A 17,248-nucleotide genomic window follows, 5' to 3' on the forward strand; every position below is an offset into this window, starting at 1 on the left:
TCAGGAGCGGCGGCGCAGCACCGCCGCCGCGACGAGCGCGACGCCCGCCACGACGACCCCCAGCAGCAGCTTGACGTTGCGAGACCGGTCGGGATCCTCCTCGGGCAGGCCGCCCCCCGTGAGGAACGCCCCCGTGTCGGTCGCCGCCTGCTTCGCCTGGTGCGCCGCCTGCTTCGCCTGGACCCGCGGGTCCAGGCGCGTCGTGAGCTCGTCGATCGTCCCGGCGAGCTCGGCGCGCGTCCGGGCGATCTCGTCCTCGAGCTGGCTCTGGGACATCGGAGGGGTCGAGGCGTCGGGTCCGCTCACGGGCGCAGTCCTTCCTTGATGGTCGCGACGTCTTCCTTGATGCTGTCGACCGCCGTCGTCGGGGTCGGGGGGACGCCGCGCTGCAGCTGCTTGACGCCCACGAACGCGAGCGTACCGGCGACGAGGACGAGCACGAGGCCGACGATCAGCGCCGCGAGCCACAACGGCATGACCGTCGCGAGGCCCTCCATCGCGGAGTGGAAGAGGAACCCGAGTCCGTAGAGGACCAGGACTCCGCCGACGACGAGCAGCCCGATGCCGATGCCCGCGTGCTTGGCCTTGGTCGTGAGCTCCGACTTCGCGAGCGCGATCTCCGACCGGACGAGCCGGGTCGCCTGCTCGGAGAGGCGCTCGACGAGCTGCCCGACCGTCGGCTTCTGCTCCTCGGGCGGGACGCGCCCGTCGATCCAGTCGCTCATCTCTCAGCCCTTTCGCAGAGGATCCCAGCACCACTCAACCGGCACCCGAGACGGCGCGCAACTCACCGCACGAGACGGAGGGCATGGATGACGTGCGCCGACGCACCGACCGACGAGGGGCCGACAGGAACAGGGCCCCGACGAGAAGACCCCCGCCCGGTCACCCGGGAGGGGGTCTTGTGCGTGGCTCCGACCGGCGTCGATCCGGTGACCTTTCGATTTTCAGTCGAACGCTCTACCAACTGAGCTACAGAGCCCTGACGCGAGAGCCCGGCCGGCCGATGCCGACCGGGCTCTTCGCCTCGCGCGACCCTGACGGGACTTGAACCCGCGACCTCCGCCGTGACAGGGCGGCGCGCTAACCAACTGCGCTACAGGGCCTAGATGATCCGTGCGGTGACCCGCTTTCGAACCGAGAGGATCGTACCGTACCGACGAGCCGATCCGTAAATCGGCTGGTGACCGCCGGTCCCGACGCGATCTCGCGTACCCCCAACGGGATTCGAACCCGTGCTACCGCCGTGAAAGGGCGGGGTCCTAGGCCGCTAGACGATGGGGGCGAAGGAACGTCGGCCAGTGTACAGCGGGAGGTGCCGGGAGCGCGGTCGCCGTCGACCGCGTCCGCGGCGCCTGCCGACGCCCGCCGACGTCCGCGGTCGGGGAGGATGGGCACGTGGTGGAGATGACGAGGGACGAGTTCGAGGACGCCGTGCGCGACGGGCTGGACCTCGTCCCGCCCGACCTCGCCGCCCAGATGGACAACGTCGTCGTGCTGGTCGAGGACGAGGCGCCCGACGACGACCCCGAGCTGCTCGGGCTCTACGAGGGCGTCCCGCTCACGGAGCGCGACCACCACTGGGCCGCGGGATCGCTGCCGGACCGCATCACGATCTTCCGCAACCCGACGCTCGCGATCTGCGAGACGCGCGAGGACGTCGTCGAGGAGGTCGCCATCACGGTCGTGCACGAGATCGCGCACCACTTCGGGATCGACGACGACCGTCTGCACGCGCTCGGCTGGGGCTGACCGGCACGACGGAGGCCGGCGGGCCGCGCCGGATAGCATCGGTGCATGACGACGGGTGCGCACGTCCGGCACGCAGCGCGGGCCGCCGCTGCGCCGCCGCACCGACAGGGCGCGCACGGCGACGCCCCGGACGGTGCGCACGACCACGAGGCGGTCGCACGACTCCTGCACGCGCTCGCCGAGCCGAGCCGACTCGCCATCGTCCACCTCCTCTCCGGGGCGGAGCGACGGGTCGTCGACCTCACGCGCGAGCTCGGGCTCGCGCAGTCCACCGTGTCCGCGCACCTGACGACGCTGCGCGAGGTGGGTGTCGTCGCGGTCCGCCGCGAGGGTCGCTCGTCCTGGTACCGCCTCGTGCGCCCGGAGGTGGCGCACCTGCTCGCCGACGCGGAGAACGTGGCGCTCGCGCCGTCGTCGAGCGCGCACCAGCAGCCGGTCTGAGGCGAAGGCGCAGGGTCGCCTGGACTTATCGTCCTTGGGCGATATCATCGGTGCTTAGCGATGATTCGACGCAGCGCGTCGACCGAGGGCTGAGGAGTGCGGATGGGTGCCGGGCACGACCACGGCGGGGGATCGGGCGGCGTCGCGGCGCCCGACCACCGCGCGCGGCTCGCCGTCGCCTTCGGCATCACGGCCACGGTGCTCGTGGCCCAGGCCGTCGGCGCGGTCCTGACGGGCAGCCTCGCGCTCCTCACCGACACCGCGCACATGCTCACCGACGCGACGGGCCTGCTCGTGGCGCTCGTCGCCGCGTCGCTCGCGCTCCGGCCGGCGACCAAGCGGCGGACCTGGGGCTGGCGCCGCGTCGAGGTCCTGGCGGCGCTCGCCCAGGCGACGCTCCTGCTCGCCGTCGGTCTGTACGCCCTCGTCGAGGGTGTCCGGCGCCTCTTGGAGCCGCCCGACGTGCCGTCCTCGGAGCTGCTCCTGTTCGGCGTCGTGGGACTCGTAGGCAACGTCGCCGCGATCGCCGTGCTCGCGTCCGGCCGTCGCGCGAACCTCAACCTGCGTGCCGCGTTCCTCGAGGTCCTCAACGACGCGCTCGGCTCCGTCGGCGTGATCGTGGCGGCCGTCGTCATCGCGACGACGGGCTACCAGCGGGCCGACACGATCGCCGGGCTGTTCATCGCCGCGCTCATCGTGCCGCGTGCGTTCCGGCTCATGCGGGAGACGGCGGGCGTCCTCATGGAGTTCACCCCCAAGGGGCTGGACCTCGACGAGGTCCGCGCGCACATCCTCGCGCTCGACCACGTGGAGGACGTCCACGACGTGCACGCCTCGACCGTCGCGTCGGGCCTGCCGACCATCTCCGCGCACGTCGTCGTGGACGACGCGTGCTTCCACGACGGGCACGCGCTCGACATCGTCGAACGCGTGCGGTCGTGCGTCGCGCACCACTTCCCCGTCTCGATCGAGCACTCGACGTTCCAGGTCGAGACGGCGAGCGTGCGCGACCGCGAGTCGCACGGGCACGCCTGAGCGCGGGGACGGGTGCGTCACGCGTCGCACTAGGCTGACCGCCATGACGATCCTCGTGACCGGCGGAGCCGGGTACATCGGCGCGCACGTGGTGCGCCTCCTGCAGGAGCGCGGCGAGAAGGTGGTCGTGGTCGACGACCTGAGCACCGGCCGCGCCGACCGCGTCGGCGACGCCGAGCTCGTGCAGCTCGACGTCGCGTCGCCCGAGGCGGTCGACGTGCTGGCCCGTGCCCTCACGGAGCACGAGGTGCGCGCCGTCGTGCACTTCGCGGCGCGCAAGCAGGTGGGCGAGTCCGTGGAGAAGCCGGCCTGGTACTACCAGCAGAACGTCGGCGGCTTCACGAACCTCGTCACGGCGATGCAGGCGGCAGGGGTCGACCGGCTCGTGTTCTCGTCGTCGGCCGCGACGTACGGCATGCCGTCGGTCTCGCTCGTGGAGGAGAAGCTGCACGCGGAGCCCATCAACCCCTACGGGGAGACCAAGCTCGTCGGCGAGTGGCTCGGGCGCGCGGCCGGGCGGGCCTGGGGGCTGCGGTTCGTCGCGCTGCGGTACTTCAACGTCGCGGGCGCCGGCTGGCCCGACCTGGGTGACCCGGCCGTCCTCAACCTCGTGCCGATGGTGCTCGACCGCCTCGAGCGCGGGGAGCACCCCAAGATCTTCGGTGACGACTACCCGACGCCCGACGGCACCTGCATCCGCGACTACATCCACGTGCTCGACCTCGCGCAGGCCCACCTCGCGGCGCTCGGGTACCTCGACGTCGACGAGCGCCCGTTCGACGTCTTCAACGTCGGGACCGGTCAGGGCTCGTCGGTGCGGGAGGTCATCGACGAGATCGGGCGCGTCAGCGGGCTCGACGTCACGCCCGAGGTCCTGCCGCGCCGCGCGGGCGACCCGCCGCAGCTCGTCGGCGACCCGCGTCGCATCAACGAGCTCTTCGGCTGGCACGCGACGAACGGGCTCCCGGAGATCATCTCCTCGGCCTGGGAGGCGTGGCAGGCCGGCCCGCGCCGCATCCCCGTCGAGCCGGGGTCGGCTCCCGAGATGTGAGCGGCGCCATCCCGTGAGACTCTGATGCTCAGCATGCTGAGTATTGTCGAGGGGAAGCCTCGACACGCAGAGACGGGATGGTGGCGTGAAGGGCGAGAACGACCCGGTACGGCTGTACGACCTGACGGCCGCGCGGACGAGCCGGGTGGTGCTCGCGGCGTACTCGACCTCGTTCGGGCTCGGCGCGCGCCTGCTCGACCCCGCGACGCGCGACGGCATCCACGCCGTGTACGGGCTCGTGCGGATCGCCGACGAGGTCGTGGACACCCGCCGCGGTGACGGCGCGGCGGAGCTCCTCGACGAGCTCGAGGCCGAGACGGCCCGCGCGCTCGAGCGGGGCTGGTCCACGAACCTCGTCGTGCACTCGTTCGCCCGGACCGCGCGCCGCTGCGGTATCGGGCACGCGGAGGTCGACCCGTTCTTCGCCTCCATGCGGACCGACCTCACGGTGCGCGTGCACGACCGCGAGAGCTACGAGCGGTACGTCTACGGGTCCGCGGAGGTCGTCGGCCTCATGTGTCTCGCCGTCTTCCTCAACGCGCACCGCCGACCGGCGGAGCCGCTGCGGGAGGCCGCGCCCTGGGTCACGGCCGGTGCGCAGGCGCTCGGTGCCGCGTTCCAGAAGATCAACTTCCTGCGCGACCTGGGCACCGACCACGACGAGCTCGGGCGGCGGTACCTGCCCGGCGTCGAGCCGGAGCACCTGTGCCGGCGCGACGTCGACGACTTCTGCCGCGAGGTGAGGGCCGACCTCACGACCGCCCGCGCTGCGCTCCCCGGGCTCCCCGTGCGTGCGCGGATCGCCGTCGCGGCGACCCTCGCGGTGTACGAGCGGCTGCTCGCGCGGCTCGCGGCGACCGCTCCCGCGGCCATCCTCGACTCCCGGGTGCGCGTGCCCGACCCGGTCAAGGTGGCGCTGGCGGCGCGGGCGGCCGGCAGCCAGCTGCTCGGCGAGGTCGCGTCAGGTCGCCGCGCGGTGCCGAGCTCGCGGACGAGCGCGCGGGTGGTGGTGTGAGGGCGTCGCGGGTCGTCGTCGTCGGGGGAGGGATCGCCGGGCTCGCGACGGCCGCCCTGCTCGCGCGCGGCGGCGCCGAGGTGACGCTGCTCGAGCGCCAGGACGCGCTCGGGGGCCGTGCGGGCACGCTCGAGGTCGACGGGTTCCGGTTCGACACCGGGCCGTCCTGGTACTTCATGCCCGAGGTGTTCGAGCACTTCTTCGCGCTCCTCGGCGAGAGCCTGGAGGACCACCTGGACCTCGTGCGCCTCGACCCGGCGTACCGGGTGTTCTTCGAGCCCGGACCCGCCGGCGCGCCGCTCGACGTCGTGGCGGACCGCGCCGCGAACGCGGCCCGCTTCGACGCGCTCGAGCCGGGGGCAGGCGCACGGATGGGCGCCTACGCCGACGAGGCGAGCGAGGCGTACCGGCTCGCGCTCGACCACTTCCTCTACACCACGTTCGAGCGCCCGGAGCGTGCGCTCTCCCCGGCGGTGCTGCGCCGCCTGCCGCGCCTGGCCGGCCTGCTGCGCGAGCCGCTCGCCGACCGGACCGCCCGGACCGTCGCCGACGAGCGGCTGCGTCAGGTCCTCGGCTACCACGCGGTGTTCCTCGGTTCGTCGCCCTACCGCGCACCCGCGCTCTACTCGCTCATGAGCCACCTCGACCTCGTCGACGGGGTGCGCTACCCGCGTGGCGGCATGTACACCGTGATCGAGGCGATCGCCGGTCTCGCGCGCGCCCAGGGCGTCGAGCTGCGGACCGGCGCGGACGTCGTCGGGATCGAGGTGGAGCCCGGTGCCCGACGGCGCGGGCGTGCCACGGGCGTGCGGCTCGCGTCGGGCGAGGTGGTCCCGGCCGACGTCGTCGTGGCCGCGACGGACCGGCACCACACCGAGACGGCGCTCCTCGCGCCCGAGTGGTCCGACCGTCCCGCCGCGTGGTGGGAGAGCCGAGGGCCGGGCATCTCCGCGCTGCTCGTCCTGGCAGGGGTCCGGGGCGAGCTGCCCGAGCTGGCGCACCACTCGCTCTTCTTCACGCGGGACTGGCCGGGCAACTTCGAGTCGGTGCTCGGGCGGGACGCGGCGAGCGACGTGCGGGGCCTGCGCGTGCCCGAACCGGCATCGCTCTACGTGTCGCGGACGTCGGCGACCGACGGGCCGTCGTCGGACCGGCCCGCAGCCCCTCCGGGGCACGAGAACCTGTTCCTGCTCGTCCCCTTCCCCGCGGACCCGGCGCTCGGCGCGGACGAGCCGTCGCGCCGCGGCCTCGAGGCGCTCGCCGACCAGTACCTCGCCCAGGTGGGTGCCTGGGCGGGGATCGACGACCTGCCCGGCCGGGTCGTCACACGGCGCGTCCTCGGCCCGGCGCACTTCGCGGACGAGCTGTCGGCGTGGCGGGGGAGCGCGCTCGGGATGGAGCACACGCTGCGGCAGTCGGCGCTCTGGCGGCCGGGGAACGCGTCGCGCCGCGTCGACGGGCTCTACCACGCGGGCAGTGGCACGATCCCCGGTGTGGGTCTGCCGATGTGCCTCATCAGTGCCGAGCTCGTCGCGAAGCGGCTGCTCGGCGAGACCTCCGCGCGCCCGTTGCCCGAACCCCTGCGGCCCGGGTTCCTCGCGGCGAGCCGGCGTCCCGGACGGCTGCGGCCCGGTGGCGCCGTGCGGGCGGCGGTGCGGCGATGACCGGCCTCGCCTACCTCGGCGCGCTCTGCGTGTCCCTGGGCGGGATAGCGCTCGTCGACCGGCGCTACCGGCTCGCGTTCTGGCACGACGGGCGGCGCGCGGCGCTGACCGTCGGTCTCGGCGTCGTCGGCTTCCTCGCGTGGGACGTGGCCGGCCTCGCCCTCGGGATCTTCGCACGCGGCGAGAGCCCGTGGATGACCGGCCTGCTCCTCGCGCCCGACCTCCCGGTCGAGGAGGCGGTGTTCCTCACGCTGCTCTGCTACGTCGCGCTCGTGCTGTGGCGCTGGTTCGAGCGGGGGGTCCGTACCCGACGCGACGCGGCCGCGCGTGCCGAGACCCCGGCGGCGGGCGCGCCCGGCGACGGGGGCGACCGATGACGAACCTCGTGCTCAACCTCGTCGTGCTCGCGGTGCTCGTCGGCGTGTCCTGGCGCGTGCTACGACGGCTCGGCGCGAGCGCGCTCGTATGGACGCTCGCCGCGCTGTGCGCGCTCACGCTCGTGTTCGACACCCTCATGATCGCCGCCGACCTGTACGTCTACGACCCCGACAAGATCGTCGGCGTCTACCTGTGGGGCGCGCCGGTCGAGGACTTCGCGTACGCGATCGCTGCCGCGCTCGGGATGCCGGTGCTCTGGACCGTGCTGGGCGACCGACGACGGGCGCCCGGCGTGGAGCCCGCGTCACGCGCCGACGACGGCGACCGGGAGCCGCGGTGAAGGAGGTCCTCGCCGCGTCGCGCCCGTTCTCCTGGATCAACACCGCCTACCCGTTCGCCGCCGGGTACCTCGTCGCGGCGGGTGGACGGGTCGACCTCGCGCTCGTCGTCGGGACGCTCTACTTCCTCGGTCCGTACAACCTGCTCATGTACGGCGTCAACGACGTGTTCGACTACGAGAGCGACCTGCGCAACCCGCGCAAGGGCGGGATCGAGGGCGCGCTCGCGGACCCCGCGACCGCGCGGGCGACCCACCGGCGCATCCTCGCCGCGTGCGCCGTGACGAACGTGCCGTTCCTGGTGGCGCTCCTCGCGCTCGGGGACGTCCTCGCGGGCGCGGTGCTCGCGCTGGTGGTGTTCGGCGTCGTCGCGTACTCGGCGCCCGGGCTGCGCTTCAAGGAGCGCCCGTTCCTCGACTCGTTCACGTCGGCGATGCACTTCGTCGGCCCGCTCCTGTACGCGCTCGTCCTGGTGGACGCCGACCTCGCGGCGCGCTCGGTGTGGCCCGTGCTCGTCGGCTTCGTGCTGTGGGGCATGGCATCGCACGCGTTCGGCGCGGTCCAGGACGTGCGGGCCGACCGCGAGGGCGGCATAGCGTCCGTCGCGACGGCGGTCGGCGCCCACGCGACCGTGCTGGCCGCGGCCGCGGCCTATGTCGCGGCGGCGGCCGTGCTCGCGCTGCTGCCGTGGCCGGGGGTGCTCGCCGCGCTGCTGCCGCTCCCCTACGCCGCGAACGTGCTGCGGTTCCGCGACGTGCACGACGACGACTGCGAGCGCGCGAACGCCGGCTGGCGCACGTTCCTGTGGCTCAACCTCGTCACGGGGTTCCTCGTGACGATGCTGCTCCTCGCGACGGCGCTGACCTGACGCGGGAGCGACCGGGACGACGACGGCCCCGGACCCGCGAGGTCGTCGCGGTGCCGGGGCCGTGGTCGGGGGATCGGGTGCCTCAGGAGAGGTCGCCGTACTCCCAGTGCCAGGGCTCGTTCTTCGAGCCGCCGGCGCGCGCCCACTCGGGGTTGTCCCAGCCGTAGGCCGGCGCGTTGGCACGCATCCACTCGTACTGCGCCGTGCCGTAGCCCTGGATGCCGCCGCCGAGGTCCAGCGCGAGCGCCCAGCCGTGGTTCGACATGCCGGGCGGCGCGGCGAAGTACCCGCGCGACGCCTTGACGGCGACCTGCGAGGAGTACGAGCGGTACGAGTCGGTCACGGAGAGGTTGACGCCGAACGCCTCGCGGTACTTCACGTTGAGCGCCTCGATCTGGTGCGCGGCGTCGCAGCGCAGCTGCTCGCCCGGCGCGAACGACAGCTCGCACAGCGCGCTCGCGGGGATCTCGCCGTTGCCGTAGCCGGCAGTGGACGCCGCCCACTGGGCGAGCTGCGCGGCGACCTCCTCGGCCGACGGCGGTCCGGGCACGACCTGGACGGCGACACCCGTGCGGGCGGCGTCGATCAGCGTGCTGAGCTCCGTCGTGAGTGCGGTGATCTCCTCGGTCGTCGGTGCCGGTGCCGGTGCGGCCTCGTCGGCCGTCGCGACCGCTGCCGGGTCGGCGGCCGGGCCGGCCGCGGAACCGGCGGACGCGTCCGCAGCTGCTGCCGCGCCGGCATCGCCGGTGCCCGCCGCCGCGCCGTCGCCGGTCGCTGCCGTGGCGCCGGTCGCGGTGCCGTCCGCAATCGGCTCGTCGGCCTCGTCCGCTGGCAGCCCGGTGGTGTCCAGGGCGTCGCGTGCGTCGTCGGCACCCGTGAGCGCGGGCAGCGGGGCGGTGAGCTCGGCGAGCGGCGTGCGCGCCGTCGAACGGCTCGCGCGGTCGGCGGTGCGCTCGGCGAGAGGAGCGGCGTCGGCCGCGAGGGTCCCGGCACCGTCGGGCTCGGTCGCGGACTCCTCCGGGCTCGTCGCGTCGTCGTCCGCGGGTCCGGCCGCGAGCGTGGCCGCGCCCGCGAGCGCGCCGCCGGTCGGCTCGCCGGCCGCCGCGACCGCCTCGCTCAGGCGGGCACGCGTCTGCTCGAGCTGGGCGGCCTGCTCGGGCGTGAGCGTCGCCGCGCCCTCGCTCGCCAGGAACTCGGCCCGTACGAGCGCATCGCTCGCGGCCTCGACGGTGGCGGGATCGGCCGGGACGACGGCGGTCTTGAGCGTCGGGGTGCCGAGCGCCGCGGTGGTCTCGGGGGTGGTCGTGCTCGGGCCGGCCGTCGACGAGCCGAGGGCGGTGCCCGTGCCGCTCGGGGCGGTGCCGTCGGCCAGTGCGGCCGCTGTGGTGGTCGCGGTGAGAGCGACCGTGGCGAGTGCGGCGCTGACGCCGAACGCGGAACGACGGGCAGGAGGGACCTGGCGGGAGATGCCGCGCGAGGCGCCGTGGGCGGCGTGGCGGGCGGCGGTGGTGAGGACGGAGGTGAGCGAGACCCGGCTCGCGGTGTGGCGCCCCATCTAGCGCGCCTCGCCGGGAGCGGCGAGCCGCGCGTCGGTCAGGGTCGAGAGCTGTGCTGTGGTCATTGCGGACGATCCGATCATCGGGTCGTGGTCGCGGGCCGGCGAGCGCGGAAGCGCTCCCAGCCCTGGTGCACCTGCGCAGGACGGAGCGCTGGGTGACCACGACGGCGTGCGGTCGATGGCGGGACGCACGGCCCTCGCACCACGACGCCGGCAGGCCTGGTCGCACGGTGGACCACGGAAGCCTGTCGGCCGTTCCATCTTCAACTAGACATGTGTCCAACCCGGCACCGTTCCGGGGTGAAGCCTCGCGAATGGTGTGGCGACCGTGTGATCAGGATGTGAAGAGGGTACGTGTCACGCGTCCTGCGTCCCGCGTGATCGCCGTCCCGACGAGCGTCCCGAGCGCGATGCCGAACACGGCGACGACGGCGTTCGCGATCTCCTGGGCGGCACTCGGGTCGCCGGCGACGAGGTCCGAGAGCCCGAGGAGGCTCAGCGCACCCGGGACGAGCAGCCAGAAGGCCGGGAGCGTGGTCACCGCGGCGGGCGGGCCGCTCGGTGCGCGATCGACCAGCGCGGCGAGAGGCGCGAGGACGAGCGCACCGACGAACCCGGCGAGCGGTGCGGCGGCGAGCGCCCCGGCGAGCTGGGCGGCGTACGCGCCGAGAAGGACGATCAGGACCCAGGGGAGCGACCCGCTGGGTGACGACGCGAAGAGCATCTGGCCGAGCCCGACCGCGAGGATGCCCGCCCACGGCGCCCACCACCCGAGCGTGACCGACTCCGACCCGTGCACGAGCGGACCTGCCACGGCGGCGCCGGCGACCACGCCGAACACGAGCAGGAGGAGCTGGGCTCCCCCGTACACGAGCCGGCTCGCGCCGGCGACGATCTGGTTGCTCGTGAGCTCGATGGCCGCCACGGTCAGCACCGACCCGGGCAGGAAGGAGACGAGGGGTGGCAGGAGCACCGACAGCGGGTCGTCCCCGAGCCACGGCTGGACGACGTCGATCGCGACGAGCGTGACGAGGAACGCGGCGACGACGGGCAGCGCGGTCTGCAGGGTCGGCCAGCGGGACCCGAGCCAGCGCAGCGTCCCGACGAACAGGCCGAGCACGAGGTAGACGGGCAGCAGCTGTGCCGTCGGGTTGAGCACCAGGCCGAAACCGACCGTCAGCACGCCGTGGCCGACGACGGTGAGCACCGCGCCGAACCGCGGCGGGCGGGAGAGGATCACGCGCAGCGCGACGCGGGCGTCGGCGAGCGGGACGTCGGTCGTGGTCAGCCGGTGCACCAGGGTGTCGAGGGCACCGATCTGGTCGAGGTTCAGGCCGCTCCCGGCGGCGCCGGCGAAGTCCGCGACGGTCCCGGTCGCCGTGCTCACGCGCACGAACACGCCCGTGGGCAGGACGAGCGTCCCGACCGTGGACGCGCCGGAGCGCCGCGCCACGGCCTCGAGCGTGTACCCGACGGCCGACACGGACTGGCCCGAGTCGAGGAGCGCGCTGCCGAGCTCGCGCAGGATCGGCACCAGGTCGGGCGAGACCTCCGGCGGTTCCGGCGCCTCGGCGGTGCGAGGCTCCTCGCCGAGCGCGCGCAGGACCTGTCGCACGACGGCCGGGGTGCGCCGGACGTCGTCGAGCCAGCGGTGGGTGCGCCGGCGGCTCAGCGGTCCTCCTCCGCGCTCGCGGCGACGAGCGCGAGCAGGGCACGTGCGTAGGCGTCCGCGGGGTCGGCCGCCGCGAACGTCGCGACGTCGTCGAGCACCTCGGTGTGCACGACGTAGCCGCCGGGAGTCCGTTCGAGCCGGCGGAAGGTACCGCCGAGGAGCTCCCGCAGCTGGCTCTCGAGCGGGTGCCACAGCGCGTCCTCGATCGCCACGGAGTCGAGCGCCCACTCGGTCGTGCCGTTGAACCCGAGCACGACCCCGGTGTCGAACTCGTGCGGCTCGATCGTCATGTCGCTGACCGTGAAGACGTCGCCGTCGCCCCCGGTCGCCAGGAGTCGGAAGCGGTCGCCGGAGACGGGCGACCACCGCACCCCGGCGTCGCGCAGGGCGAGGGCGAGCTCCCACGAGATCATGCGGGCCACGCTAGGCCCGCGACGGCCGTCGCGCGCGCCGCGCCCTGCGCCGCGCCGCCGACCACCACCCTGCATAGCCTGGAGCGATGGAACCGGAGCTCGAGAGCACGACCGACGTCCTCGTGACCCTCGCCGCGGCCGCCGGCGGGATCGTCGTGGCGTTCGCGCTCGGGACCGTCGTCTCGGCGGTCGTGCGGCGGGCGGGCCGGCGCAGCGAGCTCGCGCGCGACCTGTCGCGGCGCCTGCGCCGCCCGGACCGTGCGGTCCTCATGGTGGTCGCGGTGTGGATCGCGGTGCGCCTGACGACCGACGCCGCGACGCCGTGGCTGCCCCTGGTCGAGCACCTGCTGCTCATCGCGCTGATCGTCGTCGCCGCGTGGTGGGTCGGGGCGATCGCGTTCGTGCTCGAGGACTCCGCGCTGCAGCGCTACCGCATGGACACCGAGGACAACCGGCACGCGCGCCGGGTGCGGACGCAGATCACGGTGCTGCGGCGGCTCACCGTCGCCGTGATCGTCGTGTGCGCGATCGCGGGCGTCCTGCTCACCTTCCCGGAGGCGCGCGCGGCGGGCGCGAGCCTCCTCGCCTCGGCCGGGCTGATCTCGATCGTCGCCGGCCTCGCCGCGCAGACGTCGCTCGCGAACGTCTTCGCGGGCATGCAGATCGCGTTCACCGACGCGATCCGCGTCGACGACGTCGTCGTGCTCGAGGGCGAGTGGGGGCGGATCGAGGAGATCACCATGACGTACGTCGTGGTGCACCTGTGGGACGACCGGCGCCTCATCATGCCGTCCACGTACTTCACGACGACGCCGTTCCAGAACTGGACGCGCCGCGCCGCCGACCTGCTCGGCACCGTCGAGCTCGACCTGGACTTCGAGGTACCGGTGGGTGAGATGCGGACCGAGCTCAAGCGGTTGCTCGGCCTCACGGACCTGTGGGACGAGCGCGTCGGCATCCTCCAGGTGACCGACGCGGTCGGCGGGCTCGTGCGCGTGCGCGCCCTCGTCAGCGCGCGCGACGCGCCCACGCTCTTCGACCTGCGCTGCTTCGTGCGCGAAGGGCTCGTCGACTGGCTCCAGCGCGCGGCGCCCCAGGGTCTTCCGCGCACGCGGTGGGAGGACGCGGTCGCCGTCGTGCCCGACGACGACACCCTGTCCGAGGATCGCGCCGCGCCCGACGGTGCGAGGCCGGTGCCCGAGGCGCCGGCGCCCGCGCAGGCGCCCCCGACGAGCCCGGCCCGTCCGCCGCGTCTGCCCGCGGACCGCGGTGCTCGTCGGGCGGACGCTCCTGTCGTCGTCGGGACGATCCGGCGCGCGGGCGGCGGCGCCGGCGCCGCGCCGAGCGACGACCCGACACGGCTCGTCGGCGTCGTGCCGGGGCCGGACGGAGGCGTCGGCGCCCCGGGCGGCACCCGGCCGCTGCCCGCCGTCGTGCCGTCCGACGAGCAGCCCGCGGCGGCGGAGTCGGCGTTCTTCAGCGGGAGCGCGGAGGGCGAGGAACGGTCACGCGCGTTCTCGGGGCCGGGTCAGGACGTCATCGACGAGCGCGAGCGCACGGCCGAGCACGGCGTCGTGGACCACGACGAGGCCGATCACGACGCAGCCGACGCCGCCGAGCACGGGGACGACGACCGCCGACCACGGGACTGACGACCGGGACCGACCGGATCCGGTCGGCGATCCCGTGCTCGCCGGTCGGTGCCGCGCGTCAGGGGAGGCCGGGGATCTCGACGGCGGTGTCGGCGTAGGGACCGAGGAGCAGCGTCGCGGTGGCCCAGCCGCGCGTGAGGAGACCGGCGTCGGAGTCGGGCTCGGAGTGCCGCTCGGTGCCTGAGTACTGCAGGACGAGGTGGCGCTCGCCGTCCGCGTGGATGTTCGCCTGCACGAGGCCGAACGTCGCGAGCGGCGCCTGGCGCAGGCCGCGCAGCTGGTCGGGCGGGACGTCGGGCACGTTGACGTTCACAGTCCGGCGCGCGGCCGGGGTCAGGTCGCGCGGGACCGCGTCGAGCCACCCCAGGACGTGGTCGGTGACGAGCCGCGCGGTGTCCCAGTGCCGCGGCTCGGCGGCGTCGACCGAGACGGCGATCGACCGGATCCCGTGCGTCATCGCGGACAGCGCGGCCCCGACCGTTCCCGAGTGGAGGATCGCGTTGCCCGTGTTCGCGCCCTTGTTGACCCCGGAGAGCACGAGGTCCGGCTTGGGGCCGAAGCCGCCGAACGCCGCGACGAACGCGATGAGCGCGGGGGCGGCCCGCACCGCGTAGGACTCGACGCCGTCGGGCAGGCCGGGTGCCTGTCGTGCCTCGACGGCGAGGCGGCCGTCGTGCTCGGCGCCGAGCAGCGAGGCGCTGGCGCCGGACGACTCGCGGGCCGGCGCGGCGACGACCACCTCGTAGCCCGCGTCGAGCGCGGCCCCGGCGAGCACGGCCAGGCCGGGAGAGTCGATCCCGTCGTCGTTGGTCACGAGCGCACGCACGATGTCCTCCTGCGGGTCGGGTCGGGTCGGGTCGGGTCGGGTCGGGTCGGGTCGGGTCGGGTCGGGTCGGTGGTCAGGTCACCTCGCGCACCGTCACGCGCTGCGCGAAGCGCTCGATCTGGTCACGACGCCCGGTCCCGAGGCCCCGTCGCGTGACGTTGAGGGCGCCGGCGGCGGCGCCCATGCGGACGGCGTCGGGCAGCTCCAGGCCGCGCCCCAGGCCGACGGCGATCCCGGCGGTCATCGAGTCGCCCGCGCCGCGGTGGTCCACGGTCGTGACGCGCGGCGTCGTGACCAGGTACGTGTGCTCGCGCGTCACGAGCAGCGTGGGGTCGTGGGCGCGAGAGACGACGACGGCCCTCGGGCCGGACTCGACCATCGCGCGCGCCGACGCGAGGAGGGACTCCTCGGAGTCGTCGTCGCTGAAGCCGCCGTCGACGAGCTCCTCGTGGCTCATCTTGAGCACGACGCCGGGCGCGTCGCACACGGCGCGCGCCTGCTCGGCGGACAGGTCGGCGACGACCTGCCGGTCCGAGGCGTCGAGGTCGTGCGCGAGCCGGCGGAAGAACGACGCGGGCACCCCGACCGCCGTCTCCGACCCGGTGAGGATCGTCACCGCGGCGTCGAGGGCACTGACCAGCACGGTGCTGTAGAGGTCGTCGACCTCGTGCCGGTTGAGCGGGTACGGGTCCATCGTCACGACCTCCGAGCGGTCGCCGCTCCGGCGGTCGTGGATGAACGCCCCGTTGCCTCCCGTGCCGACCGTCCGCAGCTCGAGGTTCTCGGCACGGGCGAGGTGCGCGGCGACCGTGCCGGTCTCGCCGCCGAACGGCCCGCACACCACGACGCGCGCCCCGAGCGAGTACGCCATGCGCCCGAGCCACAGACCCTGCCCGCCCGGGTGGACGTGCACCTCCGGGGACGTCTCGTGCGGCCCGGCGGGCTCGATCTCGATCGTCAGGAGCGGGGTGAGCGCCAGCACGCAGACCGTGGGCGCGCGGATCTCGTCCTTCAGCGCGACCGGGGAGGAGCTCATCCGACGAGGCTAGGGCCGGGGCGGGCGGTTCACCCGTCGAGCGCAGCGGGACCGCCGTCCCGCCCGCCCCGTCCGGCGAGCCAGCCGGCGAGCCGGTCCGGCTGGTCGGTGACGACGCCGTCCACGCCGAGGTCCAGGAGATCGGCCCACGCGGTGGGCTCGTTCGCCGTCCACACGAACGTGCGCAGCCCGGCGTCGTGCAGCGTCCCGACCAGCCCCGGCTCGTCCGCGAGCAGCGCGACCTCGGGGTTGCACGCGACCACGCCGAGGTCCGCGCACACCGCGAGGAGCTCGTCGTCGCTGTCCGGGCGCAGCGCGAGGAGCAGCGCCCGCTCGAGGTGACCCGCCGCGTCGCGCAGCGCCGCCACCGTCTGCGGCCAGAACGACTGCACGACGACGCGGCCGGCCAGGCCCGCGTCGTCGACCTGCTTCGTCACGAGCAGGACGTCCTGCGTCGACCACACGCCCTTGAGCTCGACCAGCAGGTCGACGCCGGGGCGTTCCGCCACGAGGCGCGTGACCTCGTCGAACCTCGGCACGCGCTGGCCGGCGAACGCCCGCGAGAAGGTCGCGCCGGCGTCGAGCGCGCGCACCGCCTCGAGCGTGAGCTCCCCGACGCGGCCCGTCCCGTCCGTCGTCTCGTCCACGACGTCGTCGTGGATCACGACCACGTGCCGGTCCGCGGTGAGGCGCACGTCGAGCTCGATCGCGTCGGCGCCCGCGCGCCACGCCGCCTCGAACGCCGCGAGGGTGTTCTGCGGGGCGACGGACGAGTTCCCCCGGTGCGCGACGACGAGCGGTCGCCCGCCACGGTGGGCGACCGGTGCGAGCAGGGGACGGTCGTGTGCGGCCACGTCGTCAGTCTGACCGGCGCGCCTCGCCGACGCCACGGGTGCCGCGCGTCGTCCGACCAGCGTTCACGTGCTCGTCAGCGTCGCCGGCCGGTGAGGGCGAGCAGGCGGGTGAGGTCGTCGACGTCGGCGTCTCCCGCGGGTCCCGTGCCGAGCGGCCTGCGGAACAGCGGGCTCGGCCCGAGGAGCGTCGAGCGTGACTCCGCGTAGTGCAGCGCCCACGCGACCAGGGCCGGGTCGCCCTCCTCGTCGGCCCCGGTCGCGCGCGCGAGGTCCCACGCGTGGACGACCAGGTCGAACGTCAGCTGGGCGCAGTACTCCGCCGCGGACTCGTCGCCGTAGGACAGGTGCACCCGGCGGTCGAGCGCGTCGGGCGCGAGGAACGCCTCGCGCGCCTGCACCGACGCGTCGACCCACCGGTCGACGGGGTCGTCGCCGAGCACGTCGCCGTCGAACACGTCGCCGACGTCCGCGATCCACCGGCCCTCCAGCAGCTCGGGTGCCCACAGCTGCTCGCTGGTGAGGTGGTTGACGAGGTCCCGGACGGTCCAGTCGGTGTCAGGGGTGGGCAGGTGCCACTGCTCGTCGCGCACGGGCCGCACGAGAGCGTCGAAGGCGCCGATCGCGTCGCCGTGGGCAGCGAGGACGTCCATGCGTTCCTCCCGGGTGGGTCGTGCGGGTGGTCGTGCTCCCACCGT

At 74.4% G+C, this 17,248-nt stretch carries 19 protein-coding genes and 3 tRNA genes; 10 read left to right on the forward strand and 12 right to left on the reverse strand.

The window, feature by feature from the left end:
- From ACMXGY_RS03425 to ACMXGY_RS03445, 5 genes are all read right to left on the reverse strand, one after another.
- Window positions 1–306 (reverse strand): DUF3618 domain-containing protein, encoded by a 306-nt coding sequence (locus tag ACMXGY_RS03425; RefSeq protein WP_483775486.1) that lies wholly within the window; start codon window positions 304–306, stop codon window positions 1–3.
- The gene (locus ACMXGY_RS03430) at window positions 303–725 is read right to left on the reverse strand and encodes a phage holin family protein (RefSeq protein ID WP_483775487.1); all 423 of its coding nucleotides are present in this window, start codon (window positions 723–725) and stop codon (window positions 303–305) included. The genes ACMXGY_RS03425 and ACMXGY_RS03430 overlap by 4 nt, the downstream gene beginning before the upstream one ends.
- Window positions 726–909: 184 nt before the next feature.
- A tRNA-Phe gene (locus ACMXGY_RS03435) sits at window positions 910–982 on the reverse strand.
- Between the two features lie 50 nt (window positions 983–1,032).
- Window positions 1,033–1,106, reverse strand: a tRNA-Asp gene (locus ACMXGY_RS03440).
- Between the two features lie 106 nt (window positions 1,107–1,212).
- A tRNA-Glu gene (locus ACMXGY_RS03445) sits at window positions 1,213–1,285 on the reverse strand.
- Between the two features lie 122 nt (window positions 1,286–1,407).
- Here ACMXGY_RS03445 and ACMXGY_RS03450 point away from each other — a divergent pair.
- From ACMXGY_RS03450 to ACMXGY_RS03490, 9 genes are all read left to right on the forward strand, one after another.
- Window positions 1,408–1,752 carry a metallopeptidase family protein gene (locus ACMXGY_RS03450; RefSeq protein WP_483775488.1) on the forward strand — a complete coding sequence of 115 codons (345 nt, stop codon included), beginning with the start codon at window positions 1,408–1,410 and terminating at the stop codon, window positions 1,750–1,752.
- Between the two features lie 45 nt (window positions 1,753–1,797).
- Entirely contained in the window at window positions 1,798–2,193 is a 396-nt protein-coding gene (locus ACMXGY_RS03455) for an ArsR/SmtB family transcription factor (RefSeq protein WP_483775489.1), read from the forward strand.
- A gap of 102 nt (window positions 2,194–2,295) precedes the next feature.
- Entirely contained in the window at window positions 2,296–3,228 is a 933-nt protein-coding gene (locus ACMXGY_RS03460) for a cation diffusion facilitator family transporter (protein ID WP_483775490.1), read from the forward strand.
- A 43-nt stretch (window positions 3,229–3,271) separates the two neighbouring features.
- Window positions 3,272–4,279, forward strand: a complete 1,008-nt coding sequence (galE, locus tag ACMXGY_RS03465) for a UDP-glucose 4-epimerase GalE (RefSeq protein ID WP_483775491.1) — start codon at window positions 3,272–3,274, stop codon at window positions 4,277–4,279.
- 85 nt (window positions 4,280–4,364) lie between these two features.
- Window positions 4,365–5,294 (forward strand): phytoene/squalene synthase family protein, encoded by a 930-nt coding sequence (locus ACMXGY_RS03470; protein ID WP_483775492.1) that lies wholly within the window; start codon window positions 4,365–4,367, stop codon window positions 5,292–5,294.
- Entirely contained in the window at window positions 5,291–6,958 is a 1,668-nt protein-coding gene (crtI, locus tag ACMXGY_RS03475) for a phytoene desaturase family protein (protein WP_483775493.1), read from the forward strand. The genes ACMXGY_RS03470 and crtI overlap by 4 nt, the downstream gene beginning before the upstream one ends.
- Window positions 6,955–7,335 carry a lycopene cyclase domain-containing protein gene (locus ACMXGY_RS03480; protein WP_483775494.1) on the forward strand — a complete coding sequence of 127 codons (381 nt, stop codon included), beginning with the start codon at window positions 6,955–6,957 and terminating at the stop codon, window positions 7,333–7,335. The genes crtI and ACMXGY_RS03480 overlap by 4 nt, the downstream gene beginning before the upstream one ends.
- The gene (locus ACMXGY_RS03485) at window positions 7,332–7,676 is read left to right on the forward strand and encodes a lycopene cyclase domain-containing protein (protein WP_483775495.1); all 345 of its coding nucleotides are present in this window, start codon (window positions 7,332–7,334) and stop codon (window positions 7,674–7,676) included. The genes ACMXGY_RS03480 and ACMXGY_RS03485 overlap by 4 nt, the downstream gene beginning before the upstream one ends.
- The gene (locus tag ACMXGY_RS03490) at window positions 7,673–8,542 is read left to right on the forward strand and encodes a prenyltransferase (RefSeq protein ID WP_483775496.1); all 870 of its coding nucleotides are present in this window, start codon (window positions 7,673–7,675) and stop codon (window positions 8,540–8,542) included. The genes ACMXGY_RS03485 and ACMXGY_RS03490 overlap by 4 nt, the downstream gene beginning before the upstream one ends.
- Window positions 8,543–8,624: 82 nt before the next feature.
- Here ACMXGY_RS03490 and ACMXGY_RS03495 read toward each other — a convergent pair whose 3' ends face one another.
- From ACMXGY_RS03495 to ACMXGY_RS03505, 3 genes are all read right to left on the reverse strand, one after another.
- Window positions 8,625–10,097: a M15 family metallopeptidase gene (locus ACMXGY_RS03495; protein WP_483775497.1), complete on the reverse strand. Its 1,473-nt coding sequence runs from the start codon at window positions 10,095–10,097 to the stop codon at window positions 8,625–8,627.
- A gap of 337 nt (window positions 10,098–10,434) precedes the next feature.
- Complete coding sequence (locus ACMXGY_RS03500) at window positions 10,435–11,715, reverse strand: threonine/serine exporter family protein (RefSeq protein WP_483775498.1); 1,281 nt, start codon at window positions 11,713–11,715, stop codon at window positions 10,435–10,437.
- A 53-nt stretch (window positions 11,716–11,768) separates the two neighbouring features.
- A complete protein-coding gene (locus tag ACMXGY_RS03505) occupies window positions 11,769–12,185 on the reverse strand; it encodes a hypothetical protein (protein ID WP_483775499.1) in 417 nt (138 codons plus the stop codon).
- Between the two features lie 86 nt (window positions 12,186–12,271).
- On the opposite strand from ACMXGY_RS03505, the gene ACMXGY_RS03510 reads away from it, so the two are divergent.
- Window positions 12,272–13,837 (forward strand): mechanosensitive ion channel family protein, encoded by a 1,566-nt coding sequence (locus ACMXGY_RS03510; protein ID WP_483775500.1) that lies wholly within the window; start codon window positions 12,272–12,274, stop codon window positions 13,835–13,837.
- A gap of 58 nt (window positions 13,838–13,895) precedes the next feature.
- On the opposite strand, the gene surE is transcribed toward ACMXGY_RS03510, so the two are convergent.
- The 4 genes from surE to ACMXGY_RS03530 form a co-directional block, all read right to left on the reverse strand.
- The gene (surE, locus tag ACMXGY_RS03515; RefSeq protein WP_483775501.1) at window positions 13,896–14,663 is read right to left on the reverse strand and encodes a 5'/3'-nucleotidase SurE; all 768 of its coding nucleotides are present in this window, start codon (window positions 14,661–14,663) and stop codon (window positions 13,896–13,898) included.
- A 73-nt stretch (window positions 14,664–14,736) separates the two neighbouring features.
- Window positions 14,737–15,699: a 1-phosphofructokinase family hexose kinase gene (locus ACMXGY_RS03520; protein ID WP_483775502.1), complete on the reverse strand. Its 963-nt coding sequence runs from the start codon at window positions 15,697–15,699 to the stop codon at window positions 14,737–14,739.
- A 29-nt stretch (window positions 15,700–15,728) separates the two neighbouring features.
- Window positions 15,729–16,553 (reverse strand): glycerophosphodiester phosphodiesterase, encoded by an 825-nt coding sequence (locus ACMXGY_RS03525; RefSeq protein ID WP_483775503.1) that lies wholly within the window; start codon window positions 16,551–16,553, stop codon window positions 15,729–15,731.
- A gap of 74 nt (window positions 16,554–16,627) precedes the next feature.
- Window positions 16,628–17,203 carry a TIGR03086 family metal-binding protein gene (locus ACMXGY_RS03530; protein WP_483775504.1) on the reverse strand — a complete coding sequence of 192 codons (576 nt, stop codon included), beginning with the start codon at window positions 17,201–17,203 and terminating at the stop codon, window positions 16,628–16,630.
- Window positions 17,204–17,248 lie beyond the last annotated feature (45 nt).

Source organism: Cellulosimicrobium sp. G4 BAM 1002, from assembly GCF_057126935.1.

Coding starts and splice junctions, on each gene's coding strand:
- ACMXGY_RS03430 (WP_483775487.1), bottom strand. CDS start 725: ATGAGCGACTGGATCGACGGGCGCGTCCCGCCCGAGGAGCAGAAGCCG.
- ACMXGY_RS03450 (WP_483775488.1), top strand. CDS start 1,408: ATGACGAGGGACGAGTTCGAGGACGCCGTGCGCGACGGGCTGGACCTC.
- ACMXGY_RS03455 (WP_483775489.1), top strand. CDS start 1,798: ATGACGACGGGTGCGCACGTCCGGCACGCAGCGCGGGCCGCCGCTGCG.
- ACMXGY_RS03460 (WP_483775490.1), top strand. CDS start 2,296: ATGGGTGCCGGGCACGACCACGGCGGGGGATCGGGCGGCGTCGCGGCG.
- galE (WP_483775491.1), top strand. CDS start 3,272: ATGACGATCCTCGTGACCGGCGGAGCCGGGTACATCGGCGCGCACGTG.
- ACMXGY_RS03480 (WP_483775494.1), top strand. CDS start 6,955: ATGACCGGCCTCGCCTACCTCGGCGCGCTCTGCGTGTCCCTGGGCGGG.
- ACMXGY_RS03485 (WP_483775495.1), top strand. CDS start 7,332: ATGACGAACCTCGTGCTCAACCTCGTCGTGCTCGCGGTGCTCGTCGGC.
- ACMXGY_RS03495 (WP_483775497.1), bottom strand. CDS start 10,097: ATGGGGCGCCACACCGCGAGCCGGGTCTCGCTCACCTCCGTCCTCACC.
- ACMXGY_RS03505 (WP_483775499.1), bottom strand. CDS start 12,185: ATGATCTCGTGGGAGCTCGCCCTCGCCCTGCGCGACGCCGGGGTGCGG.
- ACMXGY_RS03510 (WP_483775500.1), top strand. CDS start 12,272: ATGGAACCGGAGCTCGAGAGCACGACCGACGTCCTCGTGACCCTCGCC.
- ACMXGY_RS03520 (WP_483775502.1), bottom strand. CDS start 15,699: ATGAGCTCCTCCCCGGTCGCGCTGAAGGACGAGATCCGCGCGCCCACG.
- ACMXGY_RS03530 (WP_483775504.1), bottom strand. CDS start 17,203: ATGGACGTCCTCGCTGCCCACGGCGACGCGATCGGCGCCTTCGACGCT.